Source organism: Methanogenium sp. S4BF (genome assembly GCF_029633965.1).
Classification (GTDB): domain Archaea; phylum Halobacteriota; class Methanomicrobia; order Methanomicrobiales; family Methanomicrobiaceae; genus Methanogenium.
On sequence record NZ_CP091277.1, the window covers coordinates 468159 to 492466 of the forward strand.

A 24308-nucleotide genomic window follows, 5' to 3' on the forward strand; every position below is an offset into this window, starting at 1 on the left:
GTTTCATCCGAAAGTGTCTGGAATAGGATTTTACCGATATTAGAGGTGAATACCGGTATTCATCTGATATTTCAGGTAATTTTTGTGATTTTCTCTTCTTCGGAACGACTGCATGAGAACGGGTGAAATAATAGGGGGACTGGTTGTGTACCCGTTTAATTCAGCGAAGAGCATTTTTCTCTGAATTCAGCTCCTCTTCCCGCCGCACGGCAGCACCTGCAGCCCGGAAGGCATCTTCGAGCTCCTCAAAGTTCGGGATGCCGGCCTCCCGGAGGACTCGCACGCCTGCTGTCATGCTCTCCCCCCCAAGCAGGCATCCGACGACCATCTTGTCGGTGTGGCGGGAGAACCGTGCCATCTCGGTTGCAAGGTGGACGGGGTCGATGATTGCGGTCGGCACCGATATCACAAAAGCGATGTCCCATTCATCCTGATGGCGGATGAGGGCGTCGAATGAGAGCGCGAAGCGGTGAACTCCGGCGTCCCCGACCATATCAACGGGGTTCTGTCGGCTCCATCCTTCCGGCATGAAGGAGTTCATCTCTGCGAGCAGGGTGTCTGAGAGGGGAACCATCCGGATGCCATGCTGCTCTGCATAATCCGATGCGAGAACGCAGAATCCGCCGGCACTGGAGATGACCACTCCCCGTTTTCCTTTCGGATACCCTTCTGAACCAAGGAGCATCGCGAGGCTGAAGGCATTCGAGAGGTTCTGTGCGGTGATAATGCCTGCCTGCCGGAAGGCGGCTTCGTAGACCGCATAACTCCCCGCAAGGGAGCCGGTGTGGGAGGCCGCCGCCTTCTGGCCCACGGCAGACCGGCCCGCCTTGATGGCGATGACCGGTTTTTTTGAGGTAACCTTCGCTGCCTCTTCAAAGAAACGCCTGCCGTCGCGGATCTCTTCGATGTAGAGGACGATGGTGCGGGTGTAGTCGTCTGCTGCCGCAAGCCGGATGTAGTCGACGAAGTCGATATTGGTCTGGTTGCCGACCGAGTATACGGCCGAAAACCCGATGTCACGCGACAGGCTCCAGTCAACAAGGGTCGTGATAATTGCGCCGCTCTGTGAGATGAATGCAGTATGGCCGGTTTTGGGTGATTTTGGGTCAAAGGTGGCATTCAGGGAGAGGCGGGGCACCTGCAGGCCGAGGCAGTTGGGGCCGGTATAGCGGATGCCGTATTCCTGTGCAATCGCCTCGACCTCCTGTTCGAGGATGGCCCCCTCTGTTCCTGCCTCCCGGAAGCCGGAGGTGATGATCACGGCAAGCGGGATGCCGCGAATGCCTGCCTCACGCATCACCTGCGGGACGATGGTGTTGGGGACGGTGATGATGACTGCGTCCGGCCGTTCGGGAACGTCTGCAAGCGTGTGGTAGACGGTCTTGCCGAAGATTTCGCCGCCTTTCGGATTCACCGGGTAGACGGTGCCGTGGAATGAGAGCAGGTTCCTGAGGACCGCGTAGCCTATTTTCTCAGGGTTTGCCGAGGCGCCGACCAGCGCGATACGTGAGACCCGAAAGAGATCATCCGGGAGCGGGGGGTGGGATGCGGTCTGAGTGGGGGCGGGCGGCCGGATGAGGACCCGGGCGTCCACCGCACAGAGGCCGTCTTCGGTGAGAATAAGGGGGTTGATGTCAAGTTCTGCCACCTCCGGACGGCTGATGAGGAGGGTCGATGCCTTTTGGATAACATCGTTGAGCGCCGCCTCATCAAGGGGGGCGGTGCCGCGGTAGCCTGCAATCTGCGGGTAGTGGCGGATGGAGTGGATCATCCCTGCCGCCTCCTCCTGTGAGACGGGCGCGACCCGCATGGTGATGTCGTGCTCCAGTTCGACGAGGGTGCCCCCGGTGCCGAAGGTTATGACCGGTCCGAATGCCGGGTCTCGTTTCCCGCCGATATAGAGTTCGAGGCCCGCCGGTGCCTGCTCTTCAATGACAAAACCGGTGATTGATGCATCCGGTGCCCGTTCGCGGATATTTGTCCGGATGCCGGCAATCGCTGCGGTCAGCTCTTCAGCGGTATTGATATTCGTCTGCACCCCGCCGGCATCTGACTTGTGCGTGATGGCGGGGGAGATGACCTTCGCCACACAGGGATAGCCGACGCTCTCTGCTGCCGCGACTGCCTCTTCTGCGGAACAGACGACCGCGTACCGGGGAACGGGAATGCCGTACTCTCTCAGAAGTGCATAGCTCTCAGTCTCGCTCAGGAAGCGGGGGGCCTCAGTCATACTATGAGGATGGAGCCACAGGCGTGATATCTGTTGCGGCCGGGATTTCCCGGGTGAGAATGGGTGCGGTACGGCCCGTTGCCTCTCCTGCGTTGATGAGGGCGAGCACTTCTGTCAGGGGAACGGGGCGGTAACCGGTGACATCGGTTGAGATGTTGACGGTTTTGGTGGTGAAACTGATGAAAGGATATTTCCCGAGGCGGGCGTTGTGCGTGTGGCCGTGTATCACCCAGCCCCGGTATCCGGCAGGGGCATGTTTCGGGTTGTGGATCACGAGAAACTCCCTGCCGTCTGCAGTGAACGTGTGGGACGGACCGGTGCCTTCGAGGCAGGTGTCATGGTTTCCCTCTATCCAGGTGACGCTGCCGTTGAGCCGTGACCGGTATCCCGCTGTCGTCTCCCGGTCTGCCTTGTAGGTGAAGTCGCCTGCGAAGATGACCCGGTCGTTCGGGCTGACGGTATGGTTCCAGTTGGCGGTGAGGATGCGGTCCATCGCAGCGGTGTCGTCCGGGAGGAACGGCCGGCAGTAATAGCTGATGGCATTCCTGTGCCCGAGGTGGAGGTCTGCTGTCAGGAAGGTCTCCGGTGCTGCGGAGTGGCAGGTTTCGGTGCATTCATAGCCACGGGCTATCCGGTACGCGGTGTGGGACTGCCTGAGAACCCCTTCTGAGGCGGCCTCTTCCGGACTGAGACGGCGGCCGAGCGGGAGGTCATATATCTCTCCCTCAGGGAGAGCGATACGGGTTGCATCGGTGGTGAGGAGAAGCGGGCGGCAGCGGTGTTTTTTCTGTGCCGGCCGTCTGTCGAAGACTGCTGCGAGAGCCCCTGCAATGAGGGATTCGGATTGTGTGAGGGGAAGGCCGTGCCGGTGCATTCTCCGAAGGGTGGTGAAATATCCTTCGGGTGGGGTGACGGGAAGGTGCACCGGGGTCTGTGGTATGGGCGGAGAAGACGGAGTGCCTGTGGCCGGGTGATATGCTGTTTCGGCGTTTATCCCGAAGACGAACCGGCAGCCCCGGCGGGTGCGGTGCCATCCGGTGATGGTGAAAGGGAGGTACCGGGTGTCCGTCCGGTGTGCTGTGGGGTCACCGGTGAGAGAGGGGTGCAGGGGTATCCGTGTGGCGGGGGTGATGTCCGGGATGCCCAGCGTTGCACCGAATTCACGGGCCGCGTCCGTGAGTTTCCACTCGGCAAAGAGCGGGCAGACAATGGCGTGTTCTGGGGATTTTTGGTGCATGGGATCGGGTGTTACTGAATGTAACTATTGATGTATGTGTCTATGTAACATTATGTTACTATTCTGTCTGTGTTCCTTTACGGCTAATGGTGGCCTATTTCAGGGTTTTTCCATACCGGCCTGAGCCGATATCCTCCGTTAATACCTGCCGAACGACTCCAGCTCTTCACGGATGGCTATACGGACCGCCTCGATATCGAACCGGTTCCGTTTGGACTGTTTCAGGCGTGTCTCCATCGCACGGATGCCCTCTGATATGGTGGGGCCGTAGGAGAGGGCGATATCGATGGCGTCCTCTTGGATACGGACTACTCTGGACATGGTAAGAACCATATTTGATTTCTTCCGGATTAAAGGGGCGGTTCTTCACCGTGTGGGGGTGTTTCGGCACCTATTCTAAGGATGAATGATATAGAAATTTTATATGCGGTATGTTGTCACCGGCGGGGCCGGCTTTATTGGCTCCCATCTGGCAGAGGCGCTGGCACAGGAAGGCCATACAGTTGTGATTGTGGATGACTTCTCCACCGGGAAGCAGGAGAATCTCCGGTGGGCAAAGGACCTTGATCAGGTGACGGTCTGTGACGGCAGCATCACGGATCTCTCCTTTGTGCGGCAGGCATGTGCCGGTGCAGATGGTGTCTTTCACGAGGCAGCCATCGCTTCGGTGCCGAAGTCGGTGGCCGATCCGGTAGGGTCAAATGCGGTCAATGTGGACGGCACCCTGAATGTGCTTGTTGCCGCACGGGATGCGGGCGTCCGGAAGGTGGTGCTCGCCTCGTCTGCCGCAAATTATGGTGACAACCCGAATCTCCCCCTGAAAGAAACAGAACCGCCCCGGCCGCAGTCCCCGTATGCAGCACAGAAGCTGATGGACGAATATTATGCATGCCTCTTCACTGATCTCTACGGGCTGGAGACGGCCTGTCTGCGTTACTTCAATGTCTACGGTCCGCGGCAGGATCCCTCATCGCCGTATTCCGGCGTGATATCAATCTTTATTAACCGTATCGGTGCCGGAGAGCCCATCACAATCTATGGCGACGGAACGCAGACGCGGGACTTCATCTATGTGGGTGATGTGGTCCGGGCGAATATGCGGGTGATGGCATTTGAGTATTGCGGTATCCTGAATGTTGCCGGGGGGCAGGAGACATCCCTGAACGAACTTGCGGCAGTGATTATGGAGTCCACAGGGAACTCCTGTGATATTACGTATGACGCGCCACGGGAGGGGGACATCCACCGCTCCCTTGCGGATACGGCAAGGCTTGAGGCGACCATCGGGAAGATTGCTGCATGCAGCCTCAGAGACGGCCTTTCAGAAACGATTGCGTGGTCCCGCGGCACCGCAGAATGAGCCGTCTGCCCTGAAAACGGCCCCCGTTTTTCTGCTCTTCTGATAAATCAAACCCTCTCGGGTGAAAGCGACCGGTTATGCGAACGCAATGCATCGGTCGGATCGTCTGTGCAGGGTATGCCCCCCGATAATCATCTGTTATTTATATCATCATCAGATACTTGTATACAAAATACCGGGTGTTGACTGACATGGTGGTGGTATCATAATATACGGAAAAAATGTGGTCGGAAAAAATGTCGTAATCGCAGACGGGGTCGTGCTTGGCTTTCCGTCACGTGAGTATTTGGGGAAAGAGGAGTTTCCGGGGACGACCATCGGTGCGAACGGGGTTATCCGGTCGGGGACGATTCTGTATGCCGATGTGGTGGTCGGGAACAACTTCTCAACCGGACACAACGTGATGATCCGGGAGAAGACAACCATTGGTGATGGCGTCTCCGTCGGGACGAACACCATCATCGAGGGAAATACCATTATCGGGAACAATGTGAGTCTCCAGAGCCTTGTCTACATCCCGACCGGGGTCGTCATCGAAGATGACGTCTTTATCGGCCCGAATGCGGTGCTCACCAATGACCCTTACCCGCCGCATGGCGGGGATAACCTGAAGGGGCCGGTGATTCGGAAAGGTGCCTCCATCGGTGCGAACGCCACGATTCTTCCGGGTGTCGTGATCGGCGAGGGAGCCCTTGTCGCAGCGGGTGCGGTAGTGACGCACGATGTGCCGCCCCGGATGCTTGCCGTCGGGACACCGGCACGGCTGCGTGACCTGCCCGCGGGGGCCCGGCAATGATTCCGGTCGCAAAACCCGCAGTGGGTGAGGATGAGATCGAGGCCGTTGCCGCGGTGATGCGCACCGGCATGCTTGCGACGGGGCCTGAGGTGGCGCTGTTTGAAGAGGAGTTTGCCGGATACTGCGGGGTGGATTCTGCGGTCGGCATGAACTCCGGGACGGCGGCACTGCATGCGGTCCTGCTGGCCCTTGGCATCGGGCCCGGCGATGAGGTTATTGTCCCTGCCTTCACCTTCATTGCAACTGCGACGAGTGTGAGCATGTGCGGAGCAAAACCGGTGATGGCCGACGTGGACGAAGACTGCTACACCATCGACCCCGAAGAGGTCACCGAGCACCTGAATGCAAAGACAAAGGCGGTAATCGGTGTTCATCTCTTTGGCCAGCCGTTTGCGGTGGAACCGGTTGCTGAGATCTGTGCAGATGCCGGTGTCCACCTGGTGGAGGACTGCGCCCAGGCGCACGGAGCGATGTATAAGGGAAAGAAGGTCGGCGGGTTCGGTGCTGCCGGGTGCTTCTCGTTCTACCCGACCAAGAATATGACGACCGGAGAAGGCGGGCTGGTGACCACGAATGACATTGCTCTTGCAGACCGGTGCCGGAGGATTGCAAACCACGGCCAGAGTGACAAGTACCTTCACACCGAACTGGGCTATAACTACCGGATGACCTCCATCGGTGCTGCCATCGGCCGGGTGCAGCTCAGAAAGCTGGATGCAATGAACCGTAAAAGGCAGGCGAACGCCGCGTATTATACGAAGCATCTGGATGCGTTCGGGCTGAAGACGCCTGTCATCCGCACCGGGTGCACGCATGTCTTCCATCAGTATGTAACCGAGGTGACAGATGCCTTCCCCACCGATCGTGAGACGCTGATGGCCTTCCTGCGGGAGAAGGACATAGGCTCTGCCGTGCACTACCCGATGCCGGTGCACCGCCAGCCGCTCTATGCAGGTGATCCAAATGTGCGGTGTCCCGTTTCAGATGATGCATCCGGACGGGTGCTGAGCCTGCCGGTGCATCCGGGCGTGACTGAAGAGCAGTGTGCCTATATTGTTGAGACAATAAACGGGGCGGAGTGGTAAGAGATGGATGTCGGTGTAATCGGAACGGGAATCATGGGCAGAAACCATGTCCGTGTCTATTCTGAGCTGAAGGCCGCAGACTCGGTCTGGGTGTATGATCTGGATACTGCGGTGGCACGCAGTGTGGCGGAACAGAATAATGTGAATTATGCGGAGTCGATGGAAGAGCTCCTCCGCTCAGTGGATGCGGTGAGCCTCTGTGTGCCGACGCCGTACCACTGCAATACGGCAAAGGAGGTGCTTGCAGCAGAGGTGCATATGCTGGTTGAAAAGCCGATATGCCTCACCGCAGCAGAAGGCGCCGAGCTTTTAGAGAGCATTCCGGACGGCTGTGTGGTGGGTGTCGGGCATATCGAACGGTTCAACCCGATTATCCCTGAAATTAAGCGTATCGCAAGAGACCCTCTCTACGTGGAAATAAACCGGCACAACCCGGCATCTGCCCGCGTGACGGGGTCATCGGTAGTAGAGGACCTGATGATCCACGACATCGACATCGTCTTCAATGCCCTCTTTGACAGTGAATACACGGTGAATGCCTGCGGGTCGTTTGATGTCTGCGGGGCCCTCTTTGATTTCGGCCAGACGCCGGTTTATCTCTCCGCCTCACGCAAGGCATCAAAGAAGATCAGGCTCATCCGGATTGAGGAGGAGGACTTCACCATCGAAGGCGACTTCATGAGCCAGGAGGTGTATGTCTACCGGAAGCCGGAGCATTACCATCAGGAGGCCGAACGCTATGTGCAGGAGAATATCACCGAGAAGGTGATGGTGGGCAAGGTCGAGCCTCTCCGGACCGAATTGCTGACCTTTATCGAGTGCGCACGGACGGGGAAGGCTTTCCCCGTCACCCCGGAGCAGGGTGTGGAGAATGTTCGCATATGTGAGGAAATTACCGGGGCGATGCGGCTATGAGTGAGAAGCTGCAGCAGCTCTTCCGGGAGCGCGGGCCCATCAGGACCATCGGTGTCATCGGCATGGGGTATGTGGGGATTCCTGCAGCCATGCTCTTTGCGGATGCACCGGAATTCATTCAGGTGTACGGCTTCCAGCGCGACTCGTCGAGTTCGGGGTATAAGATTACGATGCTGAATGCAGGAGAAAGCCCCCTGAAAGGCGAGGAGCCGGGCCTTGAGGACCTGATTGCAAAGGTCGTTTCCGAAAACAAGTTTGTGTGCACCGCAGACTTCTCGAAGATTGCAGAATGCGACGCGGTGACGCTTGCCATCCAGACACCGTTTAAGAATCCCAAAGACCTGATTCCTGATTTCACCCCGCTCACCGACGGCATCCGGAATGTGGGCCGTTATCTGACCCCCGGCACGCTGGTGGTGCTGGAGTCCACCATTACCCCCGGCACCACGACGGGGATGGCCCGCGCAATTCTGGAGGAGGAGTCGGGGCTCGTCGCAGGTGAGGACTTCGGCCTCGCCCATGCCCCGGAGCGCGTGATGGTCGGAAGGCTTTTGCAGAATATCCGGGAGCATGACCGCATTGTCGGTGGGATTGATGAGGTATGTACCCGGCGCGCCTGTGAACTCTACGGGCCGGTTTTAACGAAGGCTAAGCTCATCCCGATGAGTGCGACCGCAGCAGAGGTGACGAAGACGGCGGAGAACACCTTCCGTGACCTCCAGATTGCTGCGGTGAACGAGCTTGCGCTTTATTGTGAGGCAATGGGCATCAATGTCTATGATGTCCGGACGGGTGTTGACTCCCTGAAGGGCGAGGGGATCACCCGGGCCATCCTCTGGCCCGGTGCGGGCGTCGGCGGTCACTGTCTCACAAAAGATACCTATCATCTCGAGCGGGGTGTCTCGGTCGTGGCAGCAGAACCGCTTGATTACCCCGAGGGGCGGGAGTCGCTCTTTGTGCTGGCCCGCGGGATTAATGATTTTATGCCTGCGCATATGCTGACCCTGACAAAGGATGCGCTGGCCCGCGTGGGGAAGGATATCCGCGGCGCACAGATTGCGCTTTTGGGCTGGGCGTTTCTCAATGACTCGGACGATGCCCGGAACACACCAGCTGAACCGTTCTATCAGGCGGCCGTTGCGGCAGGTGCCGGGGTTCGCATCCACGACCCGTGGGTTGACCCGGAGACGGCACCGGATGTGCCGGAGGGTGCGAACATCACCCGTGACCTTGATGCGGTCCTGCAGGGAGCCGATGCGGTTGTCATATTTGCGGGTCATAAGGAATACCGGACCCTGGTCCCGGCAGAAGTGAAGGCACACTGCGGATGCAGCCACCCGGTGCTGGTGGACGGACGGAATGTTGCGGAGCCGGATGCATGGATTGCGGAAGGGTTTGTGTATAAGGGGATTGGGAGAGGGGATAAGAATCGGCATGTGATTGATGGGTGATGTGCGGGGATTCGATTGCAGAAATTTTGTGGAATTGTTGGCTGAGATTATGATGAGCGGAATATCAGAACCTGATGGAAATACAGTGGATGCCGGCGATTTCACCAATAAAAGGCTTCTTGTCATCACGCCGAATTATCCGAATGAGGATGGTTCATATTTCGGTGGTGTTTTTGTAAAAAATCAGGTTGATGCGCTGAAACAGAATTTTAAGGAGGTTATTGTCATCACTCCTGTTCTCTTCTCTGCGGGTCGTTTCCCGGATGACAAACTCTGCCATAATTACACCTACGACAATGTCCGTGTTTTTTATCCGCGTTCCTTGTATATCCCGTGGCCCGCTTACCGGAAGCTGAATCTTAGTCGTATTTATTTTGACACTCGTGCCTCTGCAGTTCAAACTCTGATAGAAAAGGAGATGATTACATTTGACCTTGTTCACGCCCACTTCGTTTGGCCTTCTGCCAAAATTGCGCAGTTACTGAAGAAGAAATATCATGTTCCCTGCGTTGTGACGGCACATGGCTATGATGTCTATGAACTCCCTTTCCGTGACCAGATCTGGCAACGACGTGTAGAAATTGCTCTCAATAGTATTGACCGAATCATTACGGTAAGCAAAAAAAACCAGACCTGTCTGGAGAAAATTCGCATCACCACCCCGGTTACTGTGATCCCAAACGGGTTCTCAGACGATCTCTTTTATCCACGGGACAGGGATGAGTGCAGGAAAATACTGGGTCTTCCCCGGGATAAAAAAATCATACTGACCGTTGGGAATCTTGTTGACGTGAAGGGGCACAGATATCTCATCGAAGCGATGGAGCGCCTGAGCAAACAGCGCGCTGATATGTTCTGTGTCATTGTTGGTTCAGGTTTTTTGCAGTCAGCACTGGAGGAGCAGATAGAAGCGACCCGTATGGAAGAGTCGGTATTTCTCGCGGGTGGTAAGCCGCACGAGGAGATCCCACTCTGGATGAATGCCTGTGATGTGTTTGTGTTGCCAAGTCTGATGGAGAGTTTTGGGATTGTACAGATAGAAGCGATGGCCTGCGGGAAACCTGTTGTAGGGACATGTAATGGGGGAAGTGAGGAGCTAATTTTGCCCGACAAAAATGGATTGTTATGTTCCCCACGCGATCCGGAATGTCTTGCTGCAGCAATTGCTAATTCTCTAGAAAGGGATTGGGATGTTTCTGAAATTACTGCGTTTTCATCACGGTATTCATGGGGAAATGTTGTACAGGAGATTCGGGAAATTTATCAGAATATGAATGGATTATAACGGGATATAATGGTTTTCTCAAAGAAATTGTCTGCCATTAATGTTAATGAGAAGGGACTCAAAGCCATTTTGGCAATGGGATCCCGAGCTGCACCACAAGGTCATGGATCTCGTCATGAATGCCATGGTCGGTCTTCATGAGTACAAGACCGTAGACGACCCCCCCCATGGCAACGGCAGCCAGGACAAGGAAGATACTGGAGAGAGGTATGAGAAGCCTGAACAGAAGAATCACAACGGCCATCGCCCCTGCCGCGAGGAGGATGTGAAAAGTAGGGCCGCGCTCAATGCGGACCGAAACCTGCTGTGAGAGGTAGTGATGGGCGATTGTGGCGTTGACAAGCATCGTTACCAGTGTGGCAATCGCTGCTCCTTCAATCCCAATGAGGGGGATGAGGGCAAGGTCAAGAGCGATATTCACGACCGCTGCGGTTCCGGTGGCATAGAATGATTGGCGGGGTCGATTGATGGCATTGAGGCACATCGTCTGAAGGAACATGAATACATTGACGATCTGTACGAGGAGGAGGATGGCGAGGACTGTTGCCCCTTCGGCAAAGCCTGCGCCATAAAAAAAGTAGAGGAGACGGTCGCCAAGTATCCAGCCGCCAACAGCGACCGGGACGGCGAGGATGAGGGAGTAGGTGAAGGAGCGGGCAAGGGTGGGGGTGATAAGGTTGAGGGAGCCTTCCGCATGCCACCGGCTGATCTTTGGGTACAGGGTGGTTCGGAGAGCAAATGTCGTAAAGGTGGCGGCAGCGGTGAACTGAAAGGCAATCCGGTAAATACCGACATCTGCGGGCGTCAAGAAGTGGCCAATAAGGATGGTGTCGGCGTATGAGAATATGATGACGCCACTTCCTGAAAGGAATATCCAGAATGAGAATGCGAGAAGGTTTTGTATATGCGTGATTTTGAATCGGGTAAGATGGAGTCTGAGGAATGGCAGGCAAGTCAGCCCGCTTACAAATATTCCTGCGGTAAATCCCCCCGCAAGTCCTGCCACACCGAAGCCGAAAAATACGGCACATACCTGGAAGATGACGCGGGTAACATCGTTGATGATACAGCTGGTCTGATTTATACCCACCATGCCAGTGCCATACACCCCGTTTGTGGTAATCCCATGTAATACTCCGGCGACAAGGGCAAAAATCAACCAGTAAATCATTCCCGACGTGCCAAGAAGATCCACAAGCAGAGGTTGCATCACAAACACGACCGCTGCCGAAACCACTAAGAGAATAATTCTTAGAACAATGAATGCGGAAAAGTATTCATCAGGTTCTTTTTCTTCCGATATCCGTTTTACCGCTGCACCACCGAATCCGCCGTCTCCAATAAGGTTAAAAATTCCGAAATATGCAAGAAAAAGGGCATAAATTCCGTATGAAGTCTTTCCTAGGATATGGGCAAAATACATGGTGGCCACAAAGCCGATGGTGGTCAGAATAATTGTGGAGATAAAACTGATCAAGCTATGCCGTCGGATTGGATCAATACCCATAAGGCGGGCGAAACTTTGGGCCGGGAACACAGAAGATCATAGGGCATGAAAATGATTAAGCAATGCCCTTTGGGTATTGGATGGACAGGCTCTCCTCATCCCCTTATCATTGTCGGTAAATTATCTTCTAATAACTCATATGGTATTATTGACCTGTACATTCTTGTTCCAATCAATATTGGGTATCGGGCATATTCTATTTACAGAACTTTCGTCATACTACTGAATATGTTTGAAAAATAATGGTGTAATAAACAAACATATATACAACCCAACATAACGCATACAAACGGGAGCCACATTGGTTTCAGGCAAATTACCCTGAGGTCGGGCCATCAGATATGAAAATGAATATGCATTGTGACAAGGGGAACAAGAATAATGGATTACAATAATATGTCCTCAACACTCAGGCCGCTCCAAAATCTTTTAATAATGTACAAATTAAGAAAACTGAAGCATTCTGAACGTTTCAGGCAAGGAGATGTTCATATTATGGGATGGAATATCCATTATATGGATGGCCCGTCGCTTGCTTCATCTATTGAAATATTAGTAATAAAAGTGGAATAACTTTCAAACAAAGAAGGATAATCCAGTCATAGTTGATTGTGGAGCTAATATTGGAATCAGTGTTCTGAATTATAAAAAAGATTATCCAAATGCAATTATTACTTGTTTTGAACCAGACCCAATCGTATATCGGACATTAATGGAAAATTTAGAGAAAAATTGTGACTCTGATATCAATGCAATAGAAGCTGCTGTTTGGACAGCAAATGGGGAAATGAGTTTTCTTTGTGAAGGTGCAGATGGTGGCAGGTTATTAGATGGTGAAGCTGAGGATGATAAAACAGCGATTGTTAAAACTATAGATCTATCTCAGTATATTGCCCGTCCAATAGACCTATTAAAAATTGACATTGAGGGAGCAGAATTTGATGTTATTCCACACATTCAGAATAAAATGCATATGATTGAAAATATTATCATTGAATGCCATCTTAATTATTCAAATGTCGACAAATTTTCCCAAATATTAACGGTTCTGAAGCAAGAGAACTATGAAGTGAGCTTTAACACGTATGGTCCTTGGAGAGATCTGGTGCATAAACCTCATAAATTACCAAATGAGTTCGATCAATATATTTTGGTAGTCGCCACGAAAAAGATGTAAGCTGATTACAATTACAGAAAAAAGTAATGAATTACATGGAAAAAACTCAATATTTCTGCCCGAAACACAAATTGCCGCTGAAATATACATATAATAATGAATATCAATGCCCTGAAGGATGTAAATATCCTATTGTAAGGAATATTCCACGATTTGTGACAGATGACAATTATTCATCGTCATTTGGCCTTCAATGGAATGCTTTTAGAAAGACACAACTCGATTCAATAAATAATCTTTCAATAAGCAGAGATAGATTAAGGCGTTTGATGGGGGGATCTTTTGAGCATCTCATAGGTAAGAATATTTTAGAAGCGGGTTGCGGAGCGGGTAGATTTACTGAGATATTACTTTCAGAGAGGGCGAATGTAACCGCTTTGGATCTATCCTCAGCAGTTGAAGCAAATTATGACAATTGTTCTCAATATCCGGATTACAGCGTTTGCCAAGCAAATATCCTCCACTTACCTTTCGATGTAGAAACCTTTGATATTGTAATGTGTATTGGAGTAATACAACACACCCCCAATCCAGAAGAAACAATTAAAAAATTATGTTCTTATGTTAGACCTGGTGGGCAACTTATTATTGATCATTATTCCTTAGAATACCCACAACCTCTATTCAGGAGAATAATCCGAGCTTTATGCCTCAAATTTCCCTCTGAAATATCACTTGATATTGTTACAATGATTACAAAATGTATCTGGCCAATCCATAGGATTCTCTGGAAATATCATTCAATAAAACCTATAAATATGGTTCGTTCTGTTTTCTTAAAGCTATCACCAGTTGTTGATTATCATGATTCCTACCCACAACTGAGTGAAAAACTGCAATTTGAATGGGCATTATTGGATACTCATGATACCCTAACTGATTATTATAAGCACCTAAGAAGTGAAGATGATATTAAATTGATATTAACTGAGTGTGATCTGCTAAATATTCATACCGAAATCGCTGGGAATGGGATAGAGGCGCGCGCCCAAAAACGGATCTGAGAAGAAATTCGGTCTGAAAGGAGCAGTCAGAAGATGTGTGGAATTTGTGGGATTTTGGGTTTTCATAATACAACTGATTTGAAAAAAATGGTAAATTCCATGCATCACAGGGGACCCAACGATTACGGCGTTTTTGAGGATGTTTATCTGAAATTTGGCATGACACGTCTCTCAATTATTGACACCTCCCGGTCAGGTCATCAACCAATGTCTAATGATGCATCGACAATTTGGATCGTCTATAATGGTGAGATGTATAATTTCAGAGAAGAAAAAAATCTCTTACAAAATAAAGGATATTCGTTCAAATCGGAATCAGATACAGAAGTCGTTCTCAGTATGTATGAGTATTATGGAGATGATTTTCTCCTTCGGATGAGGGGTATGTTTGCCCTTGCGATCTATGACAAGAGAAACGGTCCTGGTAAAGAGAAAATTCTTCTTGCTAGAGATCATCTTGGAATAAAACCTCTTCTTTATGCCGATACTGGTTCCTCTTTTGTTTTCGCCTCTGAAATGAAGACAATGCTGGCGAGTGGACTGATTGAAAGGAAATTTGATCCTGAAGCATTGCGGCTTCTGCTCACGATGGGATCGATCCCTCAGCCACTGACTGCTGTAACTGGTGTCAAAATGCTCCTTCCGGGTCATCGCCTCATTATAGAAAGGGGTGAGAGGAGAATTGAACAGTACTGGCAAATTAAAAGCAATCGAGTAAAGATTTGTAAAGAAAAATCCTATGAAGAGTTAGTTAAGGAAGTCCGAAAAAAATTGGAAGAAAGTGTCCGTCTCCAATTAGTGGGTGATGTTCCAATCGGAGCATTCCTGAGTGGAGGTATTGATTCTTCCCTCATTGTTGCTCTGATGACAAAAATCGGCGGAAAAAAATTGAAAACATTTTCGGTCGGGTTTGAAGAGGAAGGAGCACAGATAGATGAAACCGATGATGCAGAGCGTATCGCCCAATACATTGGTACCGATCATACCCGTGTCGTGGTCACAGGAAAAGACGTCAGAGAAAAGATATTCCATATTGCAGCATCTCTTGATCAGCCATCAGTTGATGGAGTGAACTCTTATTTCGTCTCTCTTGCAGCGAGCAAAGGGGTTACTGTTGCAGTTTCTGGTACCGGCGGAGATGAACTATTTGCGGGGTACCCTTGGTTCATAACTATGGCAAAGGCATGGGAGATGGAGAATGAACACCCATATCTGTCTGCTATAAAAACGACTCTCGGCCAATTTTCCCAAAAAAAATGCTTCAATATATTTATTCAAGGAAATACGGGTAAAATCCTTGATTACCTGAGAATGCATGGAGGATTCCTTTCCCGATATGCACACTGTTATCAGATTTTCAATGCTCATGAAATACCAAAAATATTATCTCCTTCAATGAAAGACCACACAAGGATCGGTGAAGAGCGGGCAAATGATATTGTGGTAATGGATGATATGCAGGAATTCAGTCCAATTAACAGAGTTACAACTCTTTGCCTGAGGGGGTACACACAGAACCAGCTTCTCCGGGATATAGATGCTGTATCCATGGCACATTCACTGGAAGTGCGAGTTCCTTTTCTGGATCCAACCCTCGTCAACTTGGTCCTTTCTCTCCCTGATGAAACAAAACTTCGCAAAAATATTTTAGAATTAAAAAATTGTAAGAACAGAAATTATCGAGAAACAGGTGCAAAAAAGATTCTTATAGACGCCGGTCGGGATCTCCTTCCTGAGGACATCGATCTTCAGCAAAAAAGAGGATTTGGGATGCCATTTGAAGCATGGCTTAAAGGGCCCTTGAGAGATGTTATGGAAGACACTCTCTCTGAATCCTCGATTAATATGCGTGGATTTTTTGATGCAGAGGAAGTTAGACGGATTAAAAATGACTTCCTGAAAGGCAAGAACGGATGGGCTGGTGTCTGGCTATTGATGATAATTGAACTTTGGTGCAGGGAAGTTCTTGATGTACCTCATTCATTATAATAACTGGAGCAAAAGAGTATGAGTGATTCCCAAAATGTTCCCGCTCATAACAATAATTGCCCCATAAAAGTTATTTTTATGGCATGGGGATTTTCAATCCATGCGAAAAGACGAATTGAGATCTTTGTGAAGGATTCGAGATTTCAGGTAACAGTCGTTTCGACTCACAATTATGATTTCCCTGGTGCAAATAATATTCTCCTGTCAAAAGCACTTGAAAAAATTAGAAACCCTGAAATAATTAAAGAGAATGTAAAGACAAATGACCATACTTCTAATCAGGACGTTCGGAAAACATTCGCCTTTTACTTTAAAACTGCGAAAATTATTGATTACTGTAAATATCCATTCAAATTTTTCAGGGAAATAATTCACTTCATCAAAGACTACCAAATTCTGAAGGCAGCAACAGAGACAATTAAACCAGATATTATATTTTTACAGACGCTGCTTTACCCCTGCTATTTAGCATATCTTTTGCCTCGCTCCATTCCCATCATTGTTACATTCTGGAATGGAGATGTCCTATGGTGGGCGAAATGGACTGGGATTGAAAGATTGTTAAAGAAACAAATTGTAGTATACGGTGTACAGCGTGCAAAGGCGATCACCGTGAACTCACTCTCGGCGTATAATGCCTGTCTTGGATATGGAAAAGATCACGGAGCAATTCATATCATCAGATATCCGGGTATTGATCTCAATGTTTTCAAATCGTACACTAAAATTGACATGAGAAAAAAACTCAATCTTAAAGCGGGGAAGATCATTTTTTGGCCAAGGGGGACGGCAGATTATCTTCATCTGGAGACTCTTATCAGAGCATCACAACAGATAGTATCCAGTCATCCTGATACCCACATTATTGTCCTGTTCCCAAATGGATCAATCGATCCGGAAATTAAACGGATGATTCATAATTTCGGCCTTAAAGAGCATTATCATTTAATCGAAAGCATATCTCATCAGGAAATGCCTGCGTACTATGCGTCATCAGATGTTACGGTCTCTCTCTCATCCAATGACTCACTTCCAAACACTATGTTAGAGGCAATGGCCTGCGGATGTCCAGTGATTATGGGGGATATTCCACAGATCCATGAATGGGTTGAAGATGGTAAAAATGGCTTTATCGTTCCATTAAATAATCCCGACATCCTTGCAGATAGGATTATAAATATTTTTGATAATCGAAACGGAGTGGTGGATCAGTTTCGTTCAGAGAATATTTCTCTTATTAAAAATGAATTTGACAGTGAAATAATGAGTGAAAAAATAAAAAATCTTATAAGACTGAGTGTGAGACAATAGAAGAGTGTGTGATATGAAGATTCTGATTTTAGGTGCGACAGGTATGTTGGGCCATAAACTGATGCAGATATTTTCGAAAAAATATGATGTTCAGGGGACTGTCAGGAAATCTGGATCTGCTTATCTGAACCACTCCATTCTAGGTCAAATGTCCTTACTGGGAGATATTAGGGCAGATGATCTACAGAAAATTAGAGACTCAATTGATGTTTTCAAACCCAACGTCGTGATTAACTGCATCGGCGTTGTTAAGCAACTGCAGGCAGCTCAGGATCCAATCTCAAGTATTAATATAAATTCTCTCTTCCCTCATCAACTCGCAAAAATCTGCCATGAATCGAATGTTCGTCTTATCCATATGAGTACCGACTGTGTATTTTCCGGGAAGATGGGAAATTATACTGAAAATGATCCATCTGATGCGGAGGATCTTTATGGAAAAACAAAATATCTTGGTGAGGTTGACTATCCCGGGTGTCTCACTCTGCGAACTTCGATCATCGGACGTGAACTTGAAACGTCCCATGGTTTGCTTGAGTGGTTCCTGAATCAGCAGGGAAAAACAGTATCTGGTTATACTAAAGCAATATTTAGTGGTTTTACAACAACAGCTCTGGCAAAAATTATTGAGACGATTATATTGGATCATCCGGAAATGCATGGCGTCTGGCATGTTGCATCAGACCCGATTAGCAAATATGATCTTCTGACGCTGATTAATGAGATATTCGGTCTTAAAATCACCTTATTACCGAATGATACAGTTATCTGTGATCGGAGTCTGAATGGCAACAGATTCAGGCAATATACAAATATTGGCATTCCATCGTGGCCTAAAATGATTGAACAGATTCATGAAGATCCAACTCCATATCATCAATGAAGAGAAACCATGCTGACAGATAAAACAATACTAATAACTGGCGGTACAGGATCCCTCGGAAAGATATTGATCCGAAGATTACTCTCAGGAGAAATTGGAAATGTCAAAAAAATCATTGTATTTTCAAGAGATGAGGCAAAACAGCATGCATTGCGGGTAGAATATATGAATCGCAACGCTGTCACTGATGAGGTGATCTACAACAACTTCAGGCGGTGTCTGGAGTTTTGTATTGGGGATATCCGTGATTTTCACAGTGTATGCGATGCATTGCGTGGGGTGGATGTAGTATTTAACACCGCAGCACTGAAACAGGTGCCTTCATGCGAATATTTTCCTTTTGAAGCGGTAAAAACCAATATTACGGGTCCAGAAAATATTATCCGTGCAATCAGGGAACATAATCTGCCTATTGAAACCGTAGTGGGCATCTCCACAGACAAAGCATGCAAACCTGTGAATGTCATGGGAATGACAAAAGCGATTCAGGAGCGTATTTTTATACATGGCAATCTTGACTGTCCGGATACTCGTTTTATCTGCGTCCGATATGGCAATGTCCTCGCATCACGAGGATCAGTCGTCCCCTTGTTTCATGAACAGATTCGCAATGGCGGACCTGTGACCATCACAACAAGTGACATGACAAGGTTTCTCCTGAGTCTCGATCAGGCTGTTGATACAATCTTCGAGGCTGTACGCTATGGAAGAAAAGGTGAAACCTATATCCCACGGATTCCATCCTGCAAAGTCACGGATCTCGCTAATGTCCTTATAGGAGATCGTCCAATCAAAACGGTCATAACAGGCATACGGCCTGGAGAGAAAATTCATGAGTCCCTTGTCTCAGAAGAAGAAGCACACAGAACCATAGAGAGAGGAAATTATTACGTAATTTGTTCTATCCTTCCTGAAATCAATGATGATATGGAATCGACAAAATCTATCATAAATGAGTATAGCTCTGCCGACAGTCTCATGACAAAGGAAGAAACCAGAGAACTATTGAAAAAATATGGCCTGTTGCTCGAAGATCAGAACTCTTCAGAAGGGGAATTGCTTCGATGAAAGTGATGACAATCCTCGGCACGAGACCAGAAATAATACGCCTGAGCAGAATCATTCCCAAACTCGATAAACTATGTGACCATATCGTAATTCATACCGGACAGAATTACGACCCAAATTTAAATGACATATTTTTTGAAGACCTAAACCTCAGACAACCAGATTATTTCCTCGGAGTACAGGGTAAAAGCTTCGGAGATCAGGTCGGCAAAATCTTAACTGGATGTGAAGAGATCATGCTTTCCGAGAAACCTGATCGTGTGCTCATCCTCGGAGATACAAACAGCAGTTTATGTACAATCGTTGCCAAACGACTTGGGGTCCCGGTTTTTCATATGGAAGCAGGAAACCGGTGCTATGACGATCGTGTACCTGAGGAAGTCAATCGGCGTATAATAGATCATTCCAGTGATATACTCCTTCCCTATACCGAACGAAGTCGTGCCAACCTCATCCAGGAAGGAATTGTCAGTAAACGGATCTTTGCAACTGGAAATCCCATCTATGAAGTGATTGGGTATTATCAAGATACCATCGAACGTTCAGATATTATTCAGCGCCTTGGACTGAAAAAGAGGGAATACTTCCTTGTAACCCTTCACCGGGCAGAAAATGTAGATATTGAAGAACGTCTCCGTGCGTTGATGCATGGTTTACAATCAATATACCAAGAATATCAGATGCCAATTGTCTGTAGTCTTCATCCCAGAACAAAAGATAAGATGCACCGTTTTGGGATTGAAAACGATCATCCCGGTATTCAATTCCATGCCCCATTCGGTTTTTTTGACTTTATTTTCCTCGAACAAAATGCGAGATGTGTCCTCAGTGACAGCGGGACAGTACAGGAGGAATGCTGCATTTTTAATGTTCCCAATGTAACGCTACGGGACGTAACAGAGAGGCCGGAAACGCTTGAATGTGGCAGCAATATTCTGAGTGGAGCAGAATCAGAAGATATTATGAGATGTGTTGCATGTATTTTTGAAAACATGAGCCAATGGGCAGTGCCACCAGAATATCTTTTTGAGAACGTAAGTGATACTGTTGTGAAGATTGTACTCGGTTATCATGTGATTCAGAATTATCACTGAAAATGAAAAAATTTGCTTTGGTTTCAGCATCTCTTCCTCCTGCACATTCAGGACAGTCAATGGTACTTGACCTTCTCCTGCGTGAATTGGATAGTCAGGACTATTGCCTGATAACACAAAAAAATTATTATAAATATAAATTACAGGGCAACTACTCTTCTCCTCTCGGCGCAAAATATTATTATCTTCAGCCTGATTTTCAGATCATGAGAGGTTTAATAAAGAGCGCCTCTATTTTAAAATCAGAGTCTGTCTTAAACAGAATATTGAGATTCCGCAGCAAACAAATTATTAAAATTGCGCAACGCGAAAAATGTTTTTTTATCGTTTCATGTACAGGCAATCTGTTTGATTTACCAGCAGCCTATCTTGCCAGCAAAAAAATAGGCATCCCATTCTTCGTATATGCTTTTGATTATTATTCCCAATATTTGTGCCCCATACAACAAGCCTTTGCAGAGAAGTATGAAATGCTCATGCTCAACGAGGCGGCTGGAATAATTGTTCCAAATGAATTCATGCAAGATGAATATAATGCTCGTTATGGGACAAAATCGATTGTCATCCACAATCCATGTGATCTCTTGAAATATAATTTAGATAATGGAGGAACCTTTTCAGGAGCCAATGAATTAAATGTCGGGATTGTATACACGGGTGCCATATATGAGGCACATTATGATGCATTCCGGAATTTAATTCAGGCAATTGAGCTCTTGAATATACCTGGATTGAACTTGCATATTTACACAACCCAGTCTCCAATAAAATTAAACGCAAATAAAATATGTGGGCCGGTGGTTAACCATGGGCATCAACCTGTCAGTACGATGCCCTCCCTGCAACAAAAAGCGGATATTCTCTTTCTCCCACTGGCATTTTCATCGGCATACGCAGATGTAATCAGAACCTCTGCACCGGGTAAAATTGGCGAGTATTTAGCAACGGGCAGGCCAATACTTGTACATGCCCCCCCTGATTCATTTGTTTCATGGTATTTCAAAAAATATGAATGTGGATTCGTAGTTGATACAGATAATCCAGAATGTTTGGCAGAAGGAATTACAAAAATCCTTGAGGACCGGGATCTTCAGTATAGACTCGGAAGGAATGCTCGTATTCGGGCTGAAAAGGATTTCAGCGTTGAAATTGCCAAAGAGCGGTTTAAATCTATTTTGGATTCTGTTTGATATAAATAGTAATACATTTACAATACCCTTGTAATTCTCCGCTCCTTTCTATGTTAAGTGAATTCGGCTGAAATACAAATGAGTATTTTGTCATTGGGTATAGTTTTTCTGATGATGAGCCAGAAATTATTTTTGTGATTCTGTTGCTTCCGGTTTGTCCCTGATCAATTTTGTCATTGAAGTTTGCTATCACTAAATGCACAATACGTACATTATAGTGGATCGTGAAATGTTCTGGATGTTTAAATCATTCGATGGTAAAAATGACTAGTATGATATAAATTACTAATTATTCAGATGACCTTTCGACAAATTTCTGCCTATTATTATTATTATTATTTTTTCTTCAATAATTTATTTGATATTTTCTAAATCGTTACAATTGAGTCTTTCTTTATAAACTATCTTTTTCAGTTACATGAACCCAAGGAGCAGTTCCTAAATTTATGATTTACATTATAATATTTATGAGTTATTAGATCAGGGTCGATAACTATTCTTATTTAAACGTTAATTTTTATAGACATGCATTACGTGGTCACAGGGGGTTCGGGGTTTATCGGCTCGAATCTCACTGAAGCATTGTCAGTAAATCATGACGTTACGATAATTGATAATTTATCGACCGGTCGGAGAGAGAATCTGGACGGTCTTGTTGATTTAGAGAATGTCACCTTTGTTGAAGGAAGTATCACTGATTTGGACCTTCTTATGGATGCGTTCCATAATAAAGACGGCATCTTTCATCAGGGGGCAATCCCTTCCGTCCCCCGTTCAGTTGCAGACCCCATTGCGACAAACAAGGCAGGAATTGATGGCACACTGAATGTGCTAGTCGCAGCCAAAGAGTGCGGTGTCAGGAAGGTTGTCTATGCATCGTCTTCTTCGGTGTATGGTGATACACCTACCCTTCCCAAACACGAAGGCATGATACCAAATCCCATGTCCCCGTACGCGGTGACAAAAATCACCGGTGAGTATTATTGCTCTGTGTTTTCTCGTCTCTATGATCTTCAGACTGTCTGCCTGCGCTACTTCAATGTGTTTGGCCCACGTCAGGACCCTGCTTCCACGTATTCTGCAGTGATTCCAAAATTTGTGAACCGTCTTCTTGCCGGAGAGGCCCCGGTTATCTATGGGGACGGTGAGCAGACCCGCGATTTTACGTATATCAAAAATGTCATTCAGGCAAATGTGAAGGCTATGGAAAGTGACGCATCCGGTGTCTTTAATATCGCCTGTGGTGACCGTATCTCACTGAATAAACTTGCCACAACAATAATGGAAATACTTGATATTGGGATTGAACCGGTGTATGAAGCGTCACGTCCTGGTGATGTCCGTGATTCACTCGCAGATATATCTGCTGCACGCTCAGCCTTTGGCTACGAACCGGAATATACAATGAAACAGGGACTTGAGGAGACAATACAATGGTACAAAAACCAGTAACAGAGATGACCGCCTGTGTGGTGGGCCTTGGATATGTGGGCCTGCCGCTTGCAAAAGCTTTTGCAGAAAAAATACGGACAATCGGGTATGAAATTGTCGAAGCAAAAGCGAAGGAGATCGCAGCAACGAGCACAACACCGCTGATTGTTACATCAGACCCGGCGCTGTTACGACAAGCAGATTTCGTTGCTATCTGTGTCCCAACACCGGTCATGAAGACAAAGGAGCCTGATCTTTCCTATGTTAAATCCGCTGCCACCATTGTTGGTCAGAACCTGAAACTTGGTGCAATCGTTGTTCTTGAGTCAACTGTTTATCCAGGTGTCACGGAAGATATCGTAATGCCTATTCTCGAACAGGAATCTGGTCTTATATGTGGAAAGGACTTCAAGGTTGGCTATTCCCCTGAGCGGATCAACCCGGGTGATGATGCCCATGAACTCGCGAAGATCACCAAGATCGTTGCGGGGATGGATGCAGAGTCCGGCGACACACTTTCTGAAATCTATAGCCTTGTCACTACTGTCTACCGTGCTCCAGACATCAGAACCGCTGAGGCGGCGAAGGTCATAGAGAACATCCAGCGTGATCTAAACATCGCTCTGATGAATGAACTTGCCCTTGTCTTTCATAAGATGGGCATTGACACACGGGAAGTCATCAAGGCTGCAGGGACGAAATGGAACTTCCACCAGTACCGTCCCGGCCTCGTCGGTGGGCATTGCATTCCGGTCGACCCCTACTATCTTGTCTATAAGGCTCAGGAACTCGGCTACCACCCACAGGTGATCCTGGCAGGTCGTGCGATCAACGACTCCATACCAAAGCACGTTGCTGATCTGGCGATCAAAGAGATTAACCGTGCTGGTAAAGTGATCCGAGACTCGAAGGTTCTTATCATGGGCCTTACATATAAAGAGAATGTTCCCGACACTCGGGAGAGCCCGGTTGCAGAGATGATCCGTGAATTAAAGGAATTCGATGTGGATGTTTATGGATATGACCCACTCCTTCGGTCTGGGGAGATTGAGCGGTTTGGTGCACAGCCTATTATCTCACTTCATGATATTGACGGTTCTATGGATTGTATCATCATCAACTCCCCACATGATGTGTTTGCATCGCTTACATTGAATAGTATGTTTTCGATCTGCAATGGGAGGCCTATCATTATTGATGTAACTGGGATGTTGAAGAGAAATGATGCAGTGACGGGGGACTATACGTATTGTACTCTATAACTTAATTGTGTTATTCTGGTAATTAATTCGATA

20 protein-coding genes are annotated in these 24308 nt (G+C 48.0%); 16 read left to right on the forward strand and 4 right to left on the reverse strand.

Translation table 11 applies throughout. The annotated features are described in order from the left end of the window. Positions 1–160: 160 nt before the first annotated feature. From L1S32_RS02310 to L1S32_RS02320, 3 genes are all read right to left on the reverse strand, one after another. On the reverse strand, positions 161–2230 hold the full coding sequence (locus tag L1S32_RS02310) for an acetate--CoA ligase family protein (protein ID WP_278155775.1): 2070 nt from the start codon (positions 2228–2230) through the stop codon (positions 161–163). A gap of 1 nt (position 2231) precedes the next feature. Beyond that, on the reverse strand, positions 2232–3467 hold the full coding sequence (locus L1S32_RS02315; RefSeq protein ID WP_278155776.1) for a metallophosphoesterase family protein: 1236 nt from the start codon (positions 3465–3467) through the stop codon (positions 2232–2234). A 138-nt stretch (positions 3468–3605) separates the two neighbouring features. Then, the gene (locus L1S32_RS02320; RefSeq protein ID WP_278155778.1) at positions 3606–3788 is read right to left on the reverse strand and encodes a hypothetical protein; all 183 of its coding nucleotides are present in this window, start codon (positions 3786–3788) and stop codon (positions 3606–3608) included. Between the two features lie 103 nt (positions 3789–3891). Here L1S32_RS02320 and L1S32_RS02325 point away from each other — a divergent pair, with 103 nt between their 5' ends. The 6 genes from L1S32_RS02325 (at position 3892) to L1S32_RS02350 (ending at position 10359) form a co-directional block, all read left to right on the forward strand. Further along, positions 3892–4827, forward strand: a complete 936-nt coding sequence (locus L1S32_RS02325; RefSeq protein WP_278155779.1) for an NAD-dependent epimerase/dehydratase family protein — start codon at positions 3892–3894, stop codon at positions 4825–4827. A 202-nt stretch (positions 4828–5029) separates the two neighbouring features. Then, positions 5030–5623, forward strand: coding sequence for an N-acetyltransferase (locus L1S32_RS02330; protein WP_278157119.1), 594 nt, complete (start codon positions 5030–5032; stop codon positions 5621–5623). Then, positions 5620–6708: a DegT/DnrJ/EryC1/StrS family aminotransferase gene (locus L1S32_RS02335; RefSeq protein ID WP_278155781.1), complete on the forward strand. Its 1089-nt coding sequence runs from the start codon at positions 5620–5622 to the stop codon at positions 6706–6708. Before L1S32_RS02330 ends, L1S32_RS02335 begins: the two co-directional genes overlap by 4 nt. Before the next feature lie 3 nt (positions 6709–6711). Beyond that, a complete protein-coding gene (locus tag L1S32_RS02340) occupies positions 6712–7623 on the forward strand; it encodes a Gfo/Idh/MocA family oxidoreductase (RefSeq protein ID WP_278155783.1) in 912 nt (303 codons plus the stop codon). Further along, positions 7620–9074, forward strand: coding sequence for a nucleotide sugar dehydrogenase (locus L1S32_RS02345; protein ID WP_278155785.1), 1455 nt, complete (start codon positions 7620–7622; stop codon positions 9072–9074). Before L1S32_RS02340 ends, L1S32_RS02345 begins: the two co-directional genes overlap by 4 nt. Next, the gene (locus L1S32_RS02350; RefSeq protein WP_278155788.1) at positions 9067–10359 is read left to right on the forward strand and encodes a glycosyltransferase family 4 protein; all 1293 of its coding nucleotides are present in this window, start codon (positions 9067–9069) and stop codon (positions 10357–10359) included. The genes L1S32_RS02345 and L1S32_RS02350 overlap by 8 nt, the downstream gene beginning before the upstream one ends. A 58-nt stretch (positions 10360–10417) precedes the next feature. Here the strand turns inward: L1S32_RS02350 and L1S32_RS02355 are convergent, their stop codons facing one another. Continuing rightward, complete coding sequence (locus L1S32_RS02355) at positions 10418–11836, reverse strand: flippase (RefSeq protein WP_278155790.1); 1419 nt, start codon at positions 11834–11836, stop codon at positions 10418–10420. A 631-nt stretch (positions 11837–12467) separates the two neighbouring features. On the opposite strand from L1S32_RS02355, the gene L1S32_RS02360 reads away from it, so the two are divergent. From L1S32_RS02360 to L1S32_RS02405, 10 genes are all read left to right on the forward strand, one after another. Then, entirely contained in the window at positions 12468–13043 is a 576-nt protein-coding gene (locus L1S32_RS02360) for an FkbM family methyltransferase (RefSeq protein WP_278157121.1), read from the forward strand. Positions 13044–13069: 26 nt separating this feature from the next. Beyond that, positions 13070–14047, forward strand: coding sequence for a class I SAM-dependent methyltransferase (locus L1S32_RS02365; protein WP_278155791.1), 978 nt, complete (start codon positions 13070–13072; stop codon positions 14045–14047). Positions 14048–14080: 33 nt separating this feature from the next. Next, positions 14081–16036, forward strand: a complete 1956-nt coding sequence (asnB, locus tag L1S32_RS02370) for an asparagine synthase (glutamine-hydrolyzing) (protein ID WP_278155793.1) — start codon at positions 14081–14083, stop codon at positions 16034–16036. Between the two features lie 18 nt (positions 16037–16054). Beyond that, the gene (locus tag L1S32_RS02375; RefSeq protein ID WP_278155795.1) at positions 16055–17347 is read left to right on the forward strand and encodes a glycosyltransferase family 4 protein; all 1293 of its coding nucleotides are present in this window, start codon (positions 16055–16057) and stop codon (positions 17345–17347) included. Positions 17348–17360: 13 nt separating this feature from the next. Continuing rightward, positions 17361–18230 carry an SDR family oxidoreductase gene (locus L1S32_RS02380; protein ID WP_278155797.1) on the forward strand — a complete coding sequence of 290 codons (870 nt, stop codon included), beginning with the start codon at positions 17361–17363 and terminating at the stop codon, positions 18228–18230. A 9-nt stretch (positions 18231–18239) separates the two neighbouring features. Further along, positions 18240–19298 carry a polysaccharide biosynthesis protein gene (locus tag L1S32_RS02385; RefSeq protein ID WP_278155799.1) on the forward strand — a complete coding sequence of 353 codons (1059 nt, stop codon included), beginning with the start codon at positions 18240–18242 and terminating at the stop codon, positions 19296–19298. Then, entirely contained in the window at positions 19295–20392 is a 1098-nt protein-coding gene (gene wecB / locus L1S32_RS02390; RefSeq protein ID WP_278155801.1) for a UDP-N-acetylglucosamine 2-epimerase (non-hydrolyzing), read from the forward strand. Before L1S32_RS02385 ends, wecB begins: the two co-directional genes overlap by 4 nt. A 2-nt stretch (positions 20393–20394) precedes the next feature. Then, on the forward strand, positions 20395–21582 hold the full coding sequence (locus L1S32_RS02395; RefSeq protein WP_278155803.1) for a glycosyltransferase: 1188 nt from the start codon (positions 20395–20397) through the stop codon (positions 21580–21582). Between the two features lie 525 nt (positions 21583–22107). After that, positions 22108–23034 (forward strand): SDR family oxidoreductase, encoded by a 927-nt coding sequence (locus tag L1S32_RS02400; protein ID WP_278155805.1) that lies wholly within the window; start codon positions 22108–22110, stop codon positions 23032–23034. Beyond that, entirely contained in the window at positions 23016–24275 is a 1260-nt protein-coding gene (locus L1S32_RS02405) for a nucleotide sugar dehydrogenase (RefSeq protein ID WP_278155808.1), read from the forward strand. Before L1S32_RS02400 ends, L1S32_RS02405 begins: the two co-directional genes overlap by 19 nt. The last annotated feature ends 33 nt before the right edge of the window (positions 24276–24308 follow it).